General features: G+C 60.8%; 15 protein-coding genes and 1 pseudogene. 5 read left to right on the top strand and 11 right to left on the bottom strand.

The window, feature by feature from the left end; all coding sequences use genetic code 11:
• Window positions 1-8 precede the first annotated feature (8 nt).
• The 5 genes from ehuB (at window position 9) to ACUN0E_RS04245 (ending at window position 4,512) form a co-directional block, all read left to right on the top strand.
• Window positions 9-851 carry an ectoine/hydroxyectoine ABC transporter substrate-binding protein EhuB gene (gene ehuB, locus ACUN0E_RS04265; protein ID WP_445565751.1) on the top strand — a complete coding sequence of 281 codons (843 nt, stop codon included), beginning with the start codon at window positions 9-11 and terminating at the stop codon, window positions 849-851.
• Window positions 852-924: 73 nt separating this feature from the next.
• Window positions 925-1,584, top strand: coding sequence for an ectoine/hydroxyectoine ABC transporter permease subunit EhuC (ehuC, locus tag ACUN0E_RS04260; protein ID WP_408519380.1), 660 nt, complete (start codon window positions 925-927; stop codon window positions 1,582-1,584).
• Between the two features lie 4 nt (window positions 1,585-1,588).
• On the top strand, window positions 1,589-2,248 hold the full coding sequence (gene ehuD / locus ACUN0E_RS04255; protein ID WP_408224344.1) for an ectoine/hydroxyectoine ABC transporter permease subunit EhuD: 660 nt from the start codon (window positions 1,589-1,591) through the stop codon (window positions 2,246-2,248).
• A gap of 3 nt (window positions 2,249-2,251) precedes the next feature.
• Window positions 2,252-3,025, top strand: a complete 774-nt coding sequence (gene eutA, locus ACUN0E_RS04250) for an ectoine utilization protein EutA (protein ID WP_445565750.1) — start codon at window positions 2,252-2,254, stop codon at window positions 3,023-3,025.
• A gap of 149 nt (window positions 3,026-3,174) precedes the next feature.
• Entirely contained in the window at window positions 3,175-4,512 is a 1,338-nt protein-coding gene (locus ACUN0E_RS04245) for an MFS transporter (RefSeq protein ID WP_445565749.1), read from the top strand.
• Window positions 4,513-4,534: 22 nt separating this feature from the next.
• Here the strand turns inward: ACUN0E_RS04245 and ACUN0E_RS04240 are convergent.
• The 11 genes and pseudogenes from ACUN0E_RS04240 to ACUN0E_RS04190 all read right to left on the bottom strand — a co-directional run.
• Window positions 4,535-4,882, bottom strand: a pseudogene (locus tag ACUN0E_RS04240) (GyrI-like domain-containing protein); the annotation flags it as partial.
• Window positions 4,883-5,060: 178 nt separating this feature from the next.
• Complete coding sequence (locus ACUN0E_RS04235) at window positions 5,061-6,545, bottom strand: DHA2 family efflux MFS transporter permease subunit (protein WP_445565748.1); 1,485 nt, start codon at window positions 6,543-6,545, stop codon at window positions 5,061-5,063.
• Window positions 6,546-6,809: 264 nt separating this feature from the next.
• Window positions 6,810-8,033: a dienelactone hydrolase family protein gene (locus ACUN0E_RS04230; protein ID WP_408334395.1), complete on the bottom strand. Its 1,224-nt coding sequence runs from the start codon at window positions 8,031-8,033 to the stop codon at window positions 6,810-6,812.
• Window positions 8,034-8,073: 40 nt separating this feature from the next.
• Window positions 8,074-9,714: an AMP-binding protein gene (locus ACUN0E_RS04225; protein ID WP_445570376.1), complete on the bottom strand. Its 1,641-nt coding sequence runs from the start codon at window positions 9,712-9,714 to the stop codon at window positions 8,074-8,076.
• A 70-nt stretch (window positions 9,715-9,784) separates the two neighbouring features.
• Window positions 9,785-10,180 (bottom strand): RidA family protein, encoded by a 396-nt coding sequence (locus ACUN0E_RS04220; protein WP_408224326.1) that lies wholly within the window; start codon window positions 10,178-10,180, stop codon window positions 9,785-9,787.
• A complete protein-coding gene (locus tag ACUN0E_RS04215) occupies window positions 10,177-10,620 on the bottom strand; it encodes an acyl-CoA thioesterase (protein WP_445565747.1) in 444 nt (147 codons plus the stop codon). The genes ACUN0E_RS04220 and ACUN0E_RS04215 overlap by 4 nt, the downstream gene beginning before the upstream one ends.
• Window positions 10,617-11,807, bottom strand: a complete 1,191-nt coding sequence (locus tag ACUN0E_RS04210) for an acyl-CoA dehydrogenase family protein (protein ID WP_445570375.1) — start codon at window positions 11,805-11,807, stop codon at window positions 10,617-10,619. Before ACUN0E_RS04210 ends, ACUN0E_RS04215 begins: the two co-directional genes overlap by 4 nt.
• Before the next feature lie 28 nt (window positions 11,808-11,835).
• Window positions 11,836-12,687 carry an enoyl-CoA hydratase family protein gene (locus tag ACUN0E_RS04205; RefSeq protein ID WP_445565746.1) on the bottom strand — a complete coding sequence of 284 codons (852 nt, stop codon included), beginning with the start codon at window positions 12,685-12,687 and terminating at the stop codon, window positions 11,836-11,838.
• Between the two features lie 132 nt (window positions 12,688-12,819).
• Complete coding sequence (locus tag ACUN0E_RS04200; protein WP_445565745.1) at window positions 12,820-13,377, bottom strand: MarR family winged helix-turn-helix transcriptional regulator; 558 nt, start codon at window positions 13,375-13,377, stop codon at window positions 12,820-12,822.
• Entirely contained in the window at window positions 13,374-14,147 is a 774-nt protein-coding gene (locus ACUN0E_RS04195; RefSeq protein WP_445565744.1) for an SDR family NAD(P)-dependent oxidoreductase, read from the bottom strand. The genes ACUN0E_RS04200 and ACUN0E_RS04195 overlap by 4 nt, the downstream gene beginning before the upstream one ends.
• The gene (locus tag ACUN0E_RS04190) at window positions 14,144-16,516 is read right to left on the bottom strand and encodes a bifunctional salicylyl-CoA 5-hydroxylase/oxidoreductase (protein ID WP_445565743.1); all 2,373 of its coding nucleotides are present in this window, start codon (window positions 16,514-16,516) and stop codon (window positions 14,144-14,146) included. The genes ACUN0E_RS04195 and ACUN0E_RS04190 overlap by 4 nt, the downstream gene beginning before the upstream one ends.
• Window positions 16,517-16,747 lie beyond the last annotated feature (231 nt).

Genomic DNA, 16,747 nt, shown 5'->3' with positions numbered 1-16,747 from the left:
CAGAAATCATGAAATTGAAGGGGATTCTGATCACGGGGATGTTGTCGCTGCTGACCTTGACCGGTCTCGCAGTCGCGGCACAGGACAAACTTGCACAACTCAGGGAGCAGGGTTTTGCGCGCATTGCGATTGCCAACGAACCGCCGTTTACCGCAGTCGGTGCCGACGGCAAGGTGACGGGCGCCGCGCCTGATGTGGCGCGAGCTGTCTTCAAGAAACTGGGCGTCAACGATATCGTCGCGTCGGTCTCCGAGTATGGCGCAATGATTCCGGGTCTCGCGGTGGGGCGGCATGATGCGATCGCAGCCGGTCTTTTCATGACGCCGCAGCGCTGCGCCGCGGTTGCTTACTCGGAGCCGGTGCTGTGCGCGGTGGAGGCGTTTGCCGTCAAGAAGGGCAACACCAAAAGCATCAAGACCTACGAAGAGATCGCCAAGGATCCTAAAGCTGTGATTGGCGTCGAAGGCGGCACGACCGAACAGAAACTCGCGACCGCCGCGCAGATTCCGACCGAACGCGTTGTCATCGTGCCGGACGGTCAGAGTGGCCTGAAGATGCTCCAGGACGGGCGCATCGACGCGTTCGCGCTGCCGCTGCTGTCGATCAGCGATCTGCTCTCGAAAGCGAAGGACGCCAATCTCGAATCGATCGCACCGGTGCAAGGCACACCGGTGCAATGCGATGGCGTGGCGTTCCGCAAGCAGGACACCGCGCTGCGTGATGCGTTCGACGTCGAACTGAAGAAGATGAAGGAATCCGGCGAGTTCGCGAAGATCGTCGAGCCGTACGGTTTCTCGGCAAAGGCAGCGATGTCGACAAGCCGCGAAAAACTGTGCGCGGCGAAGAACTGAATCTGCCCGAGCCGTTTGGCACGCTACGTAGTAGCGCGCTAAATGGCCATTCCGTTGCCTGCGAGGTGCGTTGATGAACGACTGGTCCGGCTATCTGCTGTTGATTCTGAAAGGCGCCGAGGCAACCGTTGAACTGACGGTGATGGGCACGCTGCTTGCGCTCGTGATGGCGTTCGTCGCGGGACTCGGGCGGCTATCGCGATTCTTTGCGGTGCGCGCACTCGCCACGTCGTATATCGAGTTTTTTCGCGGCACGTCGGTATTTGTCCAGTTGTTCTGGGCGTATTTCGTGTTGCCGATGGTCGGGCTCACCCTCACGCCGCTGCAGGCCGGTGTGCTCGCTCTCGGCTTGAATGTGGGCGCGTACGGCGCGGAAGTGGTACGTGGCGCGGTCGTCGCGATCGGTCAGGAGCAGAGGAGCGCATGCATTGCGCTGAATCTGTCCACGTATCAACGCATGCGTCACGTGATCTTGCCTCAAGCCTTGCCGCTGATGCTGCCCACCTTCGGCAACAACGCGATCGAGTTGCTCAAAGGCACGGCGGTCGTATCGCTGATTTCTCTCGGCGACATGACATTCCAGGCGCAGGTCGTCCGCTCGCAAACCGGCAATACGTTGATACCGTTCGCGACGATTCTCGCGCTGTACTTCGCAATGGCCTGCCTGATTTCGTTCGGCGTGCGCAAGCTCGAACGCCGGATGACCTTTGGTCTCGACGGGATGAGGAGATAACCGTATGGAATGGGACTGGAGTTTCGCGCGCGGGATTATGCCGATCTTGCTGCAAGGCTTGAAGATCACTGTGCTTGCGACCTTGCTCGGCGCCGTGGTGGCGGCTGTGGTCGGCATGGCGTTCGCGATCTTGCGGCTTTCGCCGAATCGTGCGGTATCGCGTACCACTACGGCCATGGCGAGCTTTATTCGCGGCACACCGTTGCTTGTGCAGCTTTACTTTGTTTTCTATGTGCTGCCCGATATCGGCATCCGGATGCCCGCGCTCGCTGCCGGTGTACTCGCGTTGGGTGTTCATTACGCGACGTATACGGCTGAAGTCTATCGGACCGGCATCGAAAACGTACCCCGTGGGCAATGGGAAGCGGCCAAGGCGTGCAACCTGAGTCCGGCACAGATGTGGCAGCACATCATCTTGCCCGAAGCGGTCCCGCCGATGCTGCCCGCGCTCGCGAACTATCTGATTTCCATGTTCAAGGAAACGCCGTTGCTGTCGGCGATTACTGTCCTCGAATTGATGAACGAGGCGAAGATCGTCGCGAACACGGACTACCGTTACCTCGAACCGATGACGCTCGTCGGCGTGCTGTTTCTGTGTATCAGCCTTATTGCGGTGGTCGGTGTAAGGCTGCTCGAAAAACGCTTTCCCAACCTCGGGCACTAGGCGATGCTGACTTTCATCCATCTGCTCAGCCGGGTGCCGCGTCTGGACGATCGCGCCTTCGCCAGACGTATCGGCCTCGTGATCCTCGCAACCGATCACACCACCGAACCGGACTTCGCGACGCTCGTCGCGAACGAGCGTATCGGCATCTACGTGAATCGCGTGCCGTACGCCAACCCGGTGACGCCGGAGAATCTGCTCGCCATGCAGCCTTCGTTGACCGCCGGCGCCGCGTTGATCTTGCCCGGCGAAGCGCTCGACGTGGTGATGTATTCGTGCACGTCGGCGTCCGTTGTGATCGGAGATGCGGAGATCGAGCGAGCTATTCATGCGGCGAAACCCGAGGCACAAGTTGTCACGCCCACGGCCGCCGCGGTCACCGCCCTTAAAGCGCTCGGCGCGCGCCGTATTAGCGTGCTGACGCCCTACACGGTTGAAACCAGCCGGCCGATGGCCGAGTACTTCGCCGCACAAGGTTTCATCATCGACCGCTTCACGTGCATCGGCTTGACCGATGACCGGGAGATGGCGCGGATTTCCTACGACGATATCGTCGCATTCGCGCGTGACGCGATGGCGGAAGAATCCGACGCGCTCTTTATTTCCTGCACGGCGGTGCGGGCGGCGGCGGTTATCACGCGAATCGAAGCCGCCATTGGCAAGCCGGTCGTGAGCAGCAATTTCGCCACTGCCTGGATGTGTCTGCGTCTTTGCGGCGAGACCACGGCCAAACCTGCGCAGGGACGATTGATGACGCTGCCGCTGCCTGTCAGTTAAGTCAAATAGCTTAGCGCCGGGCAACCGGACGTCATGGAAAACCCCAACAACTGCATCGTCCTAGAACATCTTTCAAATATCGCCTCAGCGGTATTGTGGACTCGGGGCGGTGCTGAATATGTCGGATCGCTCGAAATTCAGGAGGAACGATGAGCTACGTACAGCCATGGGACAGCGAGGCCCTGCAGCCCCAATCACCGAGCCTGTTGCGGCGCGCCATCGCCGCGTCGGCGCTGGGCAATGCCACGGAGTGGTTCGACTATGGAATCTACGCATACGGTCTGACCTACATATCGGCAGCGCTTTTCCCCGGCAGCACGGCACAGGCCACCTTATTCGCACTTGCCACCTTTGCCATTTCGTTTCTGGTTCGTCCGCTCGGCGGGCTGTTCTGGGGGCCGCTCGGTGACCGGCTGGGTCGCAAGCACGTGCTGGCGCTGACGATCATCATGATGTCGGTGGCAACGCTGCTGGTCGGGCTCGTGCCGACTTACGCGCGCATCGGATGGTGGGCACCAGCGCTGCTGATCGTCTTGCGGATGGTCCAGGGGTTTTCGACTGGCGGGGAGTATGGCGGCGCGGCTACTTTCATGGCCGAATATGCCCCTGACAGGAAGCGCGGTTTTTGCGGCAGTTTCCTTGAATTCGCCACCCTTGCGGGTTTCTCGCTCGGCGCGTTCCTGATGCTCGGTTGTTCCGTCCTGCTGGGGAACACAGCCATGCATGCCTGGGGCTGGCGACTGCCGTTTCTGATCGCGGCACCGCTTGGTCTGATTGGTTTCTATCTGCGTTCGAAGCTGGAGGACACGCCCGTCTTCCTCGAACTGGAACAATCGAGCCACAAGGAACAGCGTACCCGCGTGCCGCTGAAAGCCTTGCTGACGGAATACTGGAAGCCGCTGCTGTTGCTGGGCGGCCTGGTGGTGGCGTTGAACGTCGTCAATTACGTGTTGCTGGCTTATATGCCGACTTTCATGCAGAAACAGCTCGGCATGAGCGACAACATGTCCTTGCTCGTACCGCTAATCGGTATGTTGGCGATGATGGTCTTTCTTCCTTTTGCCGGGACATTCTCGGATCGGGTTGGCCGCAAGAACGTCTGGTGGTTTTCGCTGGTTGGGCTCTTTGTCGCAGCCATTCCGATGTTCCTCCTGATGAAGCATGGCGTGCCCGGAGCAATCGTAGGTTTCTCCCTGCTGGGCTTGCTGTACGTTCCACAACTTGCAAGTATCTCGGCCATGTTCCCAGCGATGTTCCCCACGCAGGTACGTTACGCCGGGATGGCGATCGCCTACAACATCTCCACGTCAATCTTCGGTGGAACAGCGCCGATGGTGAACGAATGGCTTATCGCGCATACCGGCAATACGCTTATGCCGGCGTACTACATGATGGGCGCTTGCGCGATCGGCGCGTTCGCGCTGATCTTCGTGACGGAGACATCGGGCTGCTCGATACGCGGGCGGGAGATACCCGGCAGGAAGTAGGGAATATTCAACGCGCCGGTGATCAGGCCTTCAATGGCAGCCAGATTTCGAGTCCACCCATGCCACTGACCGGGTCGAACTGTTCGCTATAGCGCTCGAAATTCGGCGCGTCCGCAGGCACATGTCCCGACGCCGGCAGCCATTGATTCCATATCGTGTTGACGGTGCGCCGGATCGACGAGATGTGCTCGCGGTGGGTGAATACCGCATAGCGTTGCGCGACAATGCGCAAGCGGTTCAACTCGGCGGGCAGTGCCGAGAAGTCGCCGACCTCGACGCCGCACAGGTAGTCGAAATTGCCCGCGTCGTCGGCGTTGTAGCAAACGCCGTAGGCTACACCGCCCACTTGTCCCGGCACCTTGCCGAAGTAGTCCCGAAGCGCTGCGCGCGCGTGGTCATCTCGACAATATTGCCATCATAGCCAGGCGTGATGCGGCGCATTTGATCGCGCTTGCGGTTTTGCCGCGCTCAGCGAGCTATGTGTGGCGAGTGGTTCGCGTTCAAGCAGGTGAAACGTCTTCGGCCGGTGAGCCGCAATACGTCGCAGGTCAATAGTTTTCCGTCGTTGCCTCGTTGCCCGGGGAGCGAGACTGTTCCGATGCGGATGCGCCGCCAGCGTGTGCGCCGCCAGCTTGCCCCGGGCGCAACAGCAAACCGCCCAGCACACCCGCCGCCGCCGCGAAGATCGCACCGAACAGAAACGCCACGTGATAGCCGCTGTTGAGCGCTGTCACTGCGTTTTCAGAAGCCTGCATGGCGTCGCTGCGCGCGGCCGCGAGACTCGCTAGCACCGCGAGGCCGAGTGCGCCCCCCATCATGAACGATGTATTGACGATACCGGACGCGAGGCCCGAATCGCTCGGACCGACGTCGCTCATGGCAGCCAGCAGCAGGGGATTGAACGCGATGCCCGCGCCGAAGCCAAGCAGAATCATGCCGGGAAGCACGTCGAGCACGAAGCTGCCATTGACCGGTGCACGCGCAAACAGCGCGAGGCCACACGCGGCGACCAGCAACCCGGCGGCAAGCGGAAGACGCAGACCGAAGCGCATCACCACGCGTGCCGACAGGCTCAACGAAAAGAACGCCATGATCAGATTGGCGGGCAGAAACGCGAGCCCGACCTGCAACGGCCGGTAACCGAGCACGCGTTGCAGATACAGCGCGGAGATAAAGAACCACGCGAACATCGCAGCCGCCCACAGTACGCCGACCACGTTCGCCGTCGCGACATTGCGCAAGCGGAACAGACCGAGCGGCATCAACGGATGCTGTACGCGCGCTTCGATAATGAGAAATACGGCCAGCAGCGCAAGCGCGGCGAACAGCATGCCCAGCGTCTGCACCGAGGTCCAGCCCGCTTCATTGCCGTTCACAACGGCGTACACGGCTAGCATCAGCGACGCAGTCACCGTGACCGCGCCGGCCACGTCGAGCCGTTCGCCATGCGCGTGACCGCGTGCCGACGGCAAGAGCGCGAGGCACAGCGCGTAGACGGCGACGCCAATAGGCAGGTTGACGAGAAAGATCCAGTGCCAGCTCAGCAGGTTGGTCAGCAGCCCGCCGAGCAATACGCCGATGCTGCCCCCACCTGCGCAGACGAAGCCGTATACGCCCATCGCTTTCGCCCGTTCACCGGTCTCGGTGAACAGATTCATGATCAGCGATAACGAAACAGCGGAGACGACCGCGCCGCCCAGACCCTGCACGGCACGCGCGCTCACCAGCAGCACTTGCGAATTCGCCATGCCGCATGCGAGCGACGCCAGCGTGAACAACGTGATGCCGCCGAGGAACAGTTTGCGGTGTCCGTAAAGATCACCGAGCCGCCCGCCAAGCAGCAGGCAGCCGCCGAAGGTGAGCATGTACGCATTGACCACCCACACCAGCGAGGTCTCGGTAAAGCCGAGGTCCACGGCGATAGACGGCAATGCAACGTTCACGATCGTCGTGTCGAGCACGATCATGAGCACGCCGAGGCACAGAACGATCAGCGCCAGCCAGCGTTTGTTGCCGTGGATGGAATGGGTCATGCGGGAGCTCCTTTGCCGTGGTCAGTCGGGCGCAAGCGGATGCAAGCGGATGCCGGACGTGCCGCCGCTCGACACGAAGTCGGAAACCCGGTCGGCAACCCGTTGAAGGCAATGGGGAATTTTAGTCTAGCACCCGCGACTTTCGACCCACAACTACGAATTCCTGGGCGGCGTTTGCCGTCAATCGCCACCCAGTAGTTCGTACTTGCCGCCGCGCTCCAATGCCTTATTGATGTGGCCGAGGTGCAGCTTCAACTGCGCGCTTCACACCCGCGACTTCGCGCCCATCAGTTGATTGGACGGCAACGTCTCATCGAGCAGCTTACGCGCGCTTTCGATGCCGGCCACCGGCAGTCCCTCAGGATTCAGCAAGCCGACTTGCACGAGCACGGACGCCTGATCCCAATAGATGTGCTCGTTGTACAGCTTGTCGCCGCGAAAGCACACCACTGCCAGCATCGGCACTTCGAAGTATTTACCGGTCGGTGCGACGCCGGGCAGCAACCAGTCGATTTCGCAGCTATGCGTGCAGCTGAAAATGAATTCGTCGACGATACGATCCGCGCCGATTGTGCGCGAGATTGGAATCAGTTTCGTATCGGCGGGATTCGAATTGACGAAATGATGCGTATAGAAACGCTTGAGGTTGTCATGTCCCACGCCGCCCGTCATGGTGGGGACGTGATTGACGTAGGGTTGCGCGACCATGGTCGGCATGACGGCATCCACGTCGCGCGTGGCGAACTCGTAATAGCAATGTGCTTCCCACAACGCGTTCAGATCGAAGACCGGACCCAGCACTTTGCGCAGCAACGCGAGCGTGCGCGAATAGGCCATCATCGCGGCGGGTTTATCGTACTGCGGGCGCGATGGCGCGGCGAAAGCGTGATCGCAGCCCGGGTACACGTATTGCTCGATTTGCAGACGCGTACGCAATGCCGTGCTGATTCGCTCGCGCGTTTCGGGCGGACAGTGCGCGTCGTTTTCGGGGAAATGAAACACCATTGGGCAGCGCACGGCCGGCACTTCATCCAGATACGCTTCGAGACCGACGCCGTAGTAGCTGACTGCGCAGTCCACGTCAGTGCGTGCCGCGCTCAGGAACGCGAGTTTGCCGCCGAGACAGTAACCGACTGTCCCCACCTTGCCGGCCTGCTCGGGCAAAGTGCGCAATGTCGCGACTGTTGCCGCGATATCGTCGACGGCGAGATCGACATTGAAGCGTCCGAGATAGTCGAGCGCCTGCTTCATATCGGCCTCGCCATAGCCGAGCGAGATACCCGGCTTGATCCGCCAGAACAGATCCGGCACCAGCACCACATAACCTTCTTCTGCGAATCGGTCGGCCATCGACTTCATCGTTTCGTTGATACCGAAAATTTCCTGCAGCAGGACGAGCCCCGGGCCCGAGCCTTGCGCCGGACGCGCGACGTAGGCATTGAAACGGCCGCCATCCTGGGCGACGACTTCGACGAAAGAGGCGGCCATGCGATATGTCTCCGACAGGAAAGAGGGGCTATTCGAGGGTCTACGCGAGTGTACGCAATTCAAAGCGTTTGAGCTTGCCGGTTTCGGTGCGTGGCAGCGAGCCGACGAAAGCGATGACGCGTGGGTATTTGTACGGCGCTACGCTATTTTTCACGAAATCCTGCAGTTGCGCGACCAGTTTGTCATCCGGCGCAAAACCTGGGTTCAGCACCACGAAGGCTTTGACGATCTGCCCGCGCGTTTCGTCGGCCACGCCGATCACGCCGCATTCTGCCACCGCGTCGTGTTGCAGCAGCACGCTTTCCACTTCCGGCCCGGAGATGTTGTAGCCGGCGGAGACGATCATGTCGTCGGCGCGCGCCTGATAAAACACGTAACCGTCTTCGTCGAGATAGACCGAGTCGCCGGGAAGGTTCCAGCCGTCGCGGACAAACCGGCTTTGCCGTTCGTCGGCCAGATAGCGGCAGCCGGTCGGCCCGCGTACCGCGAGTTTGCCGATCGTGCCGGGCGCGACGGGTTGCATGGCATCGTCCACGGCTTGCACGACGTAGCCCGGCACCGCGCGGCCGATGGCATGCGGACGAATCTCGCCGCCTTGCGCCGAGATGAAAATATGGATCAGTTCCGTGCCGCCGATTCCGTCGATCATGTCGATGCCGCTTGCGTCGTGCCAAAGACGGCGCGTCGAATCCGGCAGCGCTTCTCCCGCCGAGACCGTTTTCTTCAGGCTTGAAACGTCGTGATGCGCAACGAGCGGCGCCATTTGCCGATAGAACGTCGGCGCGGTGAACATGATCGTCGCGTGAAAGCGCTTGACCGTTTGCAGCAAGGTCTCGGGCGTGAGCCGCTCGATCAGTACCGTCGACGCACCCACTCGCAGCGGAAAGCACAACAGGCCACCGAGGCCGAATGTGAAGGCGAGCGGCGGCGTGCCGCAAAAGATATCGCTCGATGAAGGTTTTAGAACATGACGCGGAAACAGATCGCACATCGCCAGGACGTCGCGATGAAAATGCATGCAGCCCTTCGGCGCGCCCGTCGTGCCACTGGTGAAGGCGATCAGGCAGACGTCGTCAGCGGCGGTGTCGCAGGCGGTGAAGTGGTCCGGTTTGTTGATCGCGAGCGTGTCGAGCGAATCGGCGGAATCGTCATGAAACAGGCGCGTTTGTTTCAGGCCTGGGCAGTAGAACTCGTCCTGAGGATTGTTGCAGCGCGCGAGTTCATCGGTTAGGCGCGCGTCGCATAGCGCGGCGCTGACCTGTGCCTTCTCGATGATCTGCTTGAGTTCTTTCGCGCGCAGCAGTGGCATGGTGGGCACCACCACGAGGCCGGCCTTCAGCGCGGCGAGCGCTGTCACTGCCATGTGCAAGGTATTCGGTCCACGCAGCAGCACGCGGTTGCCCGGCTGCAAACCCATTTCGTCGACCAGTACATGCGCGCTGCGATTGACGAGCGCAAGCAGCTCGCGATAAGTGGTTGCCTGAGGCGTTCCCTCTGCGTCCGACCAGATCGCCGGATGATCGCGATGGCCGGCTGCGATAGTCGTGTCGAGCAATTCCGTCGCGCAATTGAAGCGCGCCGGGTAAGCCACGTCCGGGTTGTCGAGCAGAAAGACAGGCCACTGATCCTGCGGCGGAAGATTGTCGCGCGCGAAGGTATCGACGTGTGCTGACGGTTCCATCATGGTCTCCCGGGCGTTGAGCCGGATGAATGCGCTTCGGTTGGCTTGGTGGGTTTCGTGTTTCGTGTGCTTACTGGGGAACCACTGCCGTGGCTTCGATTTCGACCTTGGCTTCGTCTTCGATCAACGCGACGACCTGTACCGCGCTCATCGCGATGTCGTAGTCGCCGATCAGTTCGCGAAACGCACGGCCGATATCTTTCAGCGCGGCGAGGTATTCGCGCTTGTCCGTGACGTACCACGTCATGCGGACCAGATGCTCGGGTGTGCCGCCCGCTTCATGCAATACGGCGAGTACGTTCTTGAGCGCCTGAATGGCTTGCTGCGCGAAGTCGGTGGTCTGGAAACGCGCCTGTTCGTCCCAGCCAATCTGGCCGGCGATAAACACTTGCGTACCGGTTGCCGCAACGCCGTTCGCGTAGCCGCGCGGCTTGATCCAACCGGCCGGGAGGAGAGCTTTTTTCATGAGCGATGCGCCTCAATAGATTCGGGCTGTGGGGCGAACATCGCGAGCGCGCTCGCGATATCGTCGGGAATGTCGATGGATGTGCCGCTTTCGAGCGATGTCGTGACTAGCACCTGTTTCGCGCTGAAGCGGGTTTCGTTACCGTGCTGGCCGACGATCTCGATGCTGATCGAGCGGCGCCCCACCTTCGTGACGTTGAGTGACAGCGTGATCGTTTCACCCATCTGGCTCGGCCGCGAAAACTCGCAATCGAGTTTGACGATCGGCAAGCCGATACGGCGTTGCGCGATCATCTGCGCGTAGTCGATATGCAGGGCTTCGTTGAACCAGTCTTCGACCAGTGCGTTGGTCATCACCAGATATTGCGGAAAGAACACGATGCCGGCAGGATCGCAGTGCTGGAAGCGGATGCGGACCGGTCTTTCGAAGGTCATATTCATTTCGCCGCGTCCTTGATGACTTCCGCAGCGTGAGCTTTCAAAAGATCGCGGCCGACAATCAACTGCTGCACTTCAGTCGCGCCTTCATAGATCCGCAACGCACGAATTTCGCGGTACAGCATCTCGACGGCCGTGCCGCTTTGCACGCCCATGCCGCCATAGAGTTGCACTGCGGAGTCGATCACCTGTTGTGCGCCTTCGCTTGCGTGCCACTTGGCCATCGCGGCTTCACGCGTGACGTTCTCGCCCTGATCGCGCAGCCAGGCGGCGCGATAGACCAGCAACGCGCTGCTGTCGATCGTCAATGCCATCTGTGCGAGCTTGGCTTGCGTGAGCTGAAAATCGCCGAGGGTCTGTCCGAACATCTTGCGCGACGACGCACGCGAGAGACCTTCAGCCATGGCATGACGCGCGAATCCCAGCGACGCAGCTGCCACCGACGTGCGGAAAATATCCAGCGTACGCATGGCGAGTTTGAAACCTTCGCCGGACGCGCCGAGCATCTGGCTGCGCGGCACGCGTGCGCCGGAAAAATGCAAACGCGCTAGTGGATGCGGCGCGATCACGTCGATACGTTCCGCGATTTGCAGACCCGGCGTGTCGGCATCGACGATGAAGGCGGTGATGCCGCGTGCGCCCGGCGCTTCACCGGTTCTGGCGAACACCACGTAGAAATCGGCGATGCCGCCGTTGGAGATCCACGTCTTGTCGCCGTCGAGTACGTAGGCGTCGCCGTCTTCGCGTGCGCTCAATGCCATTGCCGCGACGTCCGATCCCGCTTCCGGTTCCGACAAGGCGAATGCGGCGATGGCCGTGCCGTTCGCCACGCGTGGCAAATAGCGCGTCTTTTGCTCATGCGTGCCGCCGAGCGAGATCGCGCCTGAGCCGAGTCCTTGCATCGCCAACGCGAAATCCGCGAGACCGGAATGCCTGGCGAGGATTTCGCGCAGCAGGCACACCGCGCGTGTGTCGATCGTGTCACCGTGGCCGCCATAAGCAACGCCGCCGACGCCGTATTTCAGCCAGCCTGCCGCGCCGAGTTCACGGACCAGATGGCGGCAGGCTGCATCGACGTCATCGTGCTTTACGTGCGAAAGATTCGCGCGGCACCATGCTTCGATACCCGCAGCGAGTTCGCGATGGCGCGGTTCGAAGAACGGCCAGGCCAGCGCGCTGTGCAGATCCATATCGTTTTTATCGCTGTGAGTGCTCAATTCAATCTCCTTCGAACACCGGGCGCGACTTCGCGGCAAACGCGCTATACGCGCGTTCGAAATCGCGCGTGCTCATACAGATTGCCTGTGCTTGCGCTTCCGATTCGATCGCCTCGTCGATGCTCATGCTCCATTCCTGGTGCAGCATCTTCTTCGTGATACCGTGCGCAAAAGTCGGACCGGCGACGAGATCGGTGGCAAGCTTTTGTGCGTCCGCGAGGAGGGTTGCCGGTTCGCACAGGCGGTTGTAGAAACCCCAGGCGTGGCCTTCGTCACCACTCGCCGAGCGGCCGGTGAACAACAATTCGGCGGCACGTCCCTGACCGATGATGCGTGGCAGGATCGCGCACGCGCCCATATCGCAACCCGCGAGACCGACCCGCGAGAACAGAAACGCGAGCTTGCTGCGCGCAGTGGCCAGGCGCATGTCGGACGACATCGCCAGAATCGCGCCGGCGCCGGCGCATACGCCGTCGACTGCGGCAATGATGGGCTGCGGGCAATGGCGCATTGCTTTGACCAGATCGCCGGTCATGCGCGTGAACAGCAGCAGTTCCGGCATCGGCAGATCGATCAGCGGCGCGATGATGTCGTGCACGTCGCCGCCGGAGCAGAAGTTTTCGCCTGCGCCGTGAATCACTACAGCCTTGACGTCAGTCGCATAGGTGAGTTGGCGGAACAGATCGCGCAACTCCGCATACGATTCGAACGTCAGCGGGTTTTTGCGTTCAGGGCGGTTCAGCGTGATCGTCGCGACTTTATCGGCGACCGACCAGCCGAAATGTCGCGCCTCGTAACCGGCGAGCGTCAGGCGGTTGCCGGCCAGTAGCGCGTCGGCGGTGGATCGTGTCATGAGTCTCTCCTATGTCGACCAGAGTTCGCGCTTTAGCGCGTTACTCAGGTCCCATGCAAAGCGGTCGACCAGAGTTCGCGCTTTAGCGCGTTACTCGGGTCCCACGTAATTTCGTTGCGCAGTTCGGTTCGATCAGTCTTTCAGACTGTCGAGCAGATGTTTCTTAAGCTTGCCGAGACGCTGATGGGTGCGCGATTTTTCATCGAGACTTAAGCCGCCAAACAGTTCGACGACCCATTGCTCATGCGCGACTGCCATCTTGTCGAACGCCTTTCGACCAGTGGGCGTCAGACACACGCTGATCGAACGGCGGTCGTTCGGATCGGTGTCGCGCGAAACCAGGCCTTCTTTTTCGAGTTGATCCGTGATGCCGGTCACGTTGCCACCCGTCACCATCAAGCGACGCGACAGTTCGGTCATCTTCAGGCCTTCCGGATGACGTTCGAGTTGCGCCATCAAATCGAAACGTGGCAGCGTGGTATCGAATTCGTTGCGCAGGCGCTTGCGCAGTTCAGCTTGCACGAGGTTGGTCGTGGTCAGCATGCGCAGCCATAGGCGCAGGCCCATGTGACTATCCGCGCCAGTGCTCATTTCCAGATCCACGACGTTCTCCGCTGGTTTGGCGACGCCTTTGCGTGGCGGCTTGACTTCGACCGATGAGGGCTTCTTGATGTTCGGTGATTTGGTCACATTACTTCTCCACCGGAGATGGAAATGGATTGGCCCGTGATTGCGTCCGAACCAGGCTGGCAGAGCCAGAGCACTGCATTGGCGACCTGTTCCGGGCTCACGAAGCGATGTTGCGGATTTGAGCGAAGCAAGGTTTCGCGCGCCTGCTGTTCGGTGCGCGAGGTCTTGCTTGTGATCTGTTCGAGCGATGCGTGCAGCAGTTCGGTCTCCGTGTAGCCGGGACATACGGCATTGACGGTGACGCCTTTCGTCGCGACCTCCAGAGCGAGCGAACGCGTCAGCCCGATCACACCGTGTTTCGCCGCGCAGTACGCCACGACGTAGGCATAGCCGATTTGCCCTGCCGTGCTCGCGACATTGACGATGCGTCCGTGGCCGCGTTCGAGCATGCCGGGCAATACGGCGCGCGTGCCAAGGAACACGCCCGTGAGGTTCACGTCGAGCATGCGCTGCCAGAGCGCCATATCGGTGTGAGCGAAGGGCGCGGCTTGCGCCTGACCAGCGTTGTTGACGAGGATGTCGATTGCACCGGCTTGTGCGAATGCTTTTTCGACCGATTCCTCGCTGGTGACGTCGACGCTGATGCAGGCGACCTCGCCAAGCCCGTTGAAACTTTCCCGCTGCGCATCAAGACGTTGTGCATTGCGCCCCATCAAGGTGACGCGAGCACCGGCACGCAGCAGCGCTTCGGCTACTGCCGCGCCAATGCCGCTGCCACCACCTGTGACGACAGCATGCTGCCCTGCGAGCGTTCTGGTGGGCGTATTCACGTGGTTCCCTCCGCACGTCGCGCGCGTTCTTGTGGCGACAGACCGGCATTCGCCGCAACCTGCGCACGCTCACGTTCGAGATTGCGTTCAAGTTGCGACTTGGCCGCTGTATAAGGCTTCGGCCACATCACATCGAAATAGCCGATTTTGGCGGCTTCATTCAACGTCCACGACGGATTCGCCAGATGCGGCCGCGCAATCGCGCAGAGATCCGCACGACCCGCCGCGATGATGCTGTTCACGTGATCCGCTTCCGAGATTGCGCCAACGGCGATTGTTGCGATGCCGGCTTCGTTGCGGACACGGTCGGCAAATGGCGTCTGGAACATACGGCCATACACGGGTTTTTCCTGCTTGCTGACCTGGCCCGACGAGACGTCGATCATGTCGGCGCCTGCCGCTTTGAAGGCACTTGCGATCTGCACCGCGTCGTCGGGCGTGGTGCCGCCTTCGACCCAGTCGTTAGCGGAAATACGCACGGAAATCGGTTTGTCTTGCGGCCAGACTGCCCGGATCGCTTTGAAGACCTGCAACGGGTAACGCAGACGATTTTCGAGCGAGCCGCCGTATTCGTCGGTGCGTTGGTTGGTCAACGGCGACAGGAAGCTCGACAGAAAGTAGCCGTGTGCGCAGTGCAGTTCGAGCCAGTCGAAGCCTGCTTCTGCAGACATTTGCGTGGCACGTACGAACTGCGCTTCGATTTCCTGGAGTTCGTCGCGAGTGGATTCGTGCGAGTACTGGCTGACACCGCTCAAGTATTGCTGCGGCGAAGCGGACGCGAGTGGCCAGTTATCTTCGTCAAGCGGCTGGTCGATGCCTTCCCACGCGACACGTGTCGATCCTTTCGCGCCGGAATGCCCCAACTGGATACCGATTTTCGCATCCGACTGACTGTGCACGAGGTCGACGATGCGTTTCCACGCCGTGAGATGCTCCGGCGCGTACATGCCGGGGCAGGCGGGCGTGATGCGCGCTTCGGGCGACACGCAGGTCATTTCCGTCATGACGAGCCCCGCGCCACCCATTGCGCGGGCACCGAGATGCATCAGGTGATAGTCACCGGCAATGCCGTCGACGGCGGAGTATTGCGCCATCGGCGAGACGACCACGCGATTTTTCAGCGTGATGCCACGCAACGTGAAGGGCGTGAACATCGGCGGAACGGAGTGTTTTTCAGGCGCGCGGTCAACGCCTGAGCGGTGTGCGAGCCAGTCTTCGAACGTCGAGAGATAGCCGGCATCACGCTCACGCAAATTCTCGTGCGAAATGCGCTGCGAGCGCGTCAGCAGCGAATAGGCGAACTGTTCCGGCTCGAACGATGTATAGCGATCGACGTTCTCGAACCACTCCGTCGAATTACGTGCGGCGTTCTGAATGCGCAATACGTCGATGCTGCGGACATCCGTGTAATGCTTCAACGCGGCGGGCAAATCGCCCGGATGCGCGCCAATGCTGTTGGCGAGTTCGATCGAATCTTCGAGCGCGAGCTTGGTGCCCGAGCCGATCGAGAAATGCGCGGTGTGCGCCGCGTCACCCATCAGCACGATCGGTGTTCGCGTGCCGTCGGCGTTGCCGCGCCAATGCACCCATTCCTCGTTGACAACGCGCGGGAAGCGAATCCATTGCGACGAACCGCGCAAATGCGCTGCATTCGATAGCAACGCGTTGCCGTCCAGATACTTGGCGAACAGCTTCTCGCAGAACGCGATGCTGTCTTCCTTGCTCATTTCGTCGAGACCGGCGGCGCGCCACACGCGCTCAGGTGTTTCCACAATGAACGTGGAGGTTTGATCGTCGAAACGATAGGCGTGGGCCTGGAACCAGCCGAACTCGGTTTCTTCGAAGGCGAAGGTGAAAGCGTCGAAGAGCTTTTTGGTGCCGAGCCAGACAAAACGGCAATCGCGCATGTCGATGGCGGGCTGGTAGGTCGCGGTGTGCTTCTGACGGATTGCGCTGTTGGCGCCGTCGCAGGCGACGATCAGGTCGGCTTCGTAAGTTGTGTCGTCCGTGACCTGGGTTTCGAAAACCAGTTTGACGCCCAGTTCTTCGCAGCGCGCCTGCAGGATATTCAGCAGACGTTTGCGGCCGATGCCGCAGAAACCGTGGCCTGACGAGCGAATCTGCCTGCCGCGGAAATTGATCTCAATGTCGTCCCAGTGACTGAAGGCGTCGAGGATTGCGTCCGCGCTTGGGGCGTCGGCGGCGCGCAAGTTGCCGAGCGTCTGGTCGGAGAACACGACGCCCCAGCCGAACGTGTCATACGGGCGGTTGCGTTCGACCACCGTGACGTCATACGCCGGGTTCCGGCCCTTCATTAACAGGCCGAAGTACAACCCGGCCGGGCCGCCGCCGATACAGACGATGCGCATGCTGACTCTCCCACGTGGACTTTGCTCTGGAATGTAATTTAGGCTTCGATAGTTTAGATGTCAAGTAAATGATGGGCGAAGCCGGCGTGCGGATATCGGCAGCAACGGCAATCTGCAGAGGATTGTCGAGAAGTTCGGTGCGCCTGGCTGCTTGCGACGGTAAGCGATCGATCCAGAAAAGATATTGATCGATTCACTGTTTGGAATTTGCGTGAATCGATCTACTTCCTA

The sequence above is a fragment of the Paraburkholderia sp. D1E genome (assembly GCF_052682275.1).
This window is presented reverse-complemented; position numbering and strand designations above follow the sequence as displayed.

Excerpts from the sequence above, each read along its gene's own strand:
- ehuC (WP_408519380.1), top strand. The coding sequence starts at position 925 with ATGAACGACTGGTCCGGCTATCTGCTGTTGATTCTGAAAGGCGCCGAG.
- ACUN0E_RS04245 (WP_445565749.1), top strand. The coding sequence starts at position 3,175 with ATGAGCTACGTACAGCCATGGGACAGCGAGGCCCTGCAGCCCCAATCA.
- ACUN0E_RS04205 (WP_445565746.1), bottom strand. The coding sequence starts at position 12,687 with ATGACACGATCCACCGCCGACGCGCTACTGGCCGGCAACCGCCTGACG.
- ACUN0E_RS04215 (WP_445565747.1), bottom strand. The coding sequence starts at position 10,620 with ATGAATATGACCTTCGAAAGACCGGTCCGCATCCGCTTCCAGCACTGC.
- ehuB (WP_445565751.1), top strand. The coding sequence starts at position 9 with ATGAAATTGAAGGGGATTCTGATCACGGGGATGTTGTCGCTGCTGACC.
- ACUN0E_RS04220 (WP_408224326.1), bottom strand. The coding sequence starts at position 10,180 with ATGAAAAAAGCTCTCCTCCCGGCCGGTTGGATCAAGCCGCGCGGCTAC.
- eutA (WP_445565750.1), top strand. The coding sequence starts at position 2,252 with ATGCTGACTTTCATCCATCTGCTCAGCCGGGTGCCGCGTCTGGACGAT.
- ACUN0E_RS04210 (WP_445570375.1), bottom strand. The coding sequence starts at position 11,807 with ATGGATCTGCACAGCGCGCTGGCCTGGCCGTTCTTCGAACCGCGCCAT.
- ACUN0E_RS04230 (WP_408334395.1), bottom strand. The coding sequence starts at position 8,033 with ATGGCCGCCTCTTTCGTCGAAGTCGTCGCCCAGGATGGCGGCCGTTTC.
- ACUN0E_RS04190 (WP_445565743.1), bottom strand. The coding sequence starts at position 16,516 with ATGCGCATCGTCTGTATCGGCGGCGGCCCGGCCGGGTTGTACTTCGGC.
- ACUN0E_RS04235 (WP_445565748.1), bottom strand. The coding sequence starts at position 6,545 with ATGACCCATTCCATCCACGGCAACAAACGCTGGCTGGCGCTGATCGTT.
- ehuD (WP_408224344.1), top strand. The coding sequence starts at position 1,589 with ATGGAATGGGACTGGAGTTTCGCGCGCGGGATTATGCCGATCTTGCTG.
- ACUN0E_RS04225 (WP_445570376.1), bottom strand. The coding sequence starts at position 9,714 with ATGGAACCGTCAGCACACGTCGATACCTTCGCGCGCGACAATCTTCCG.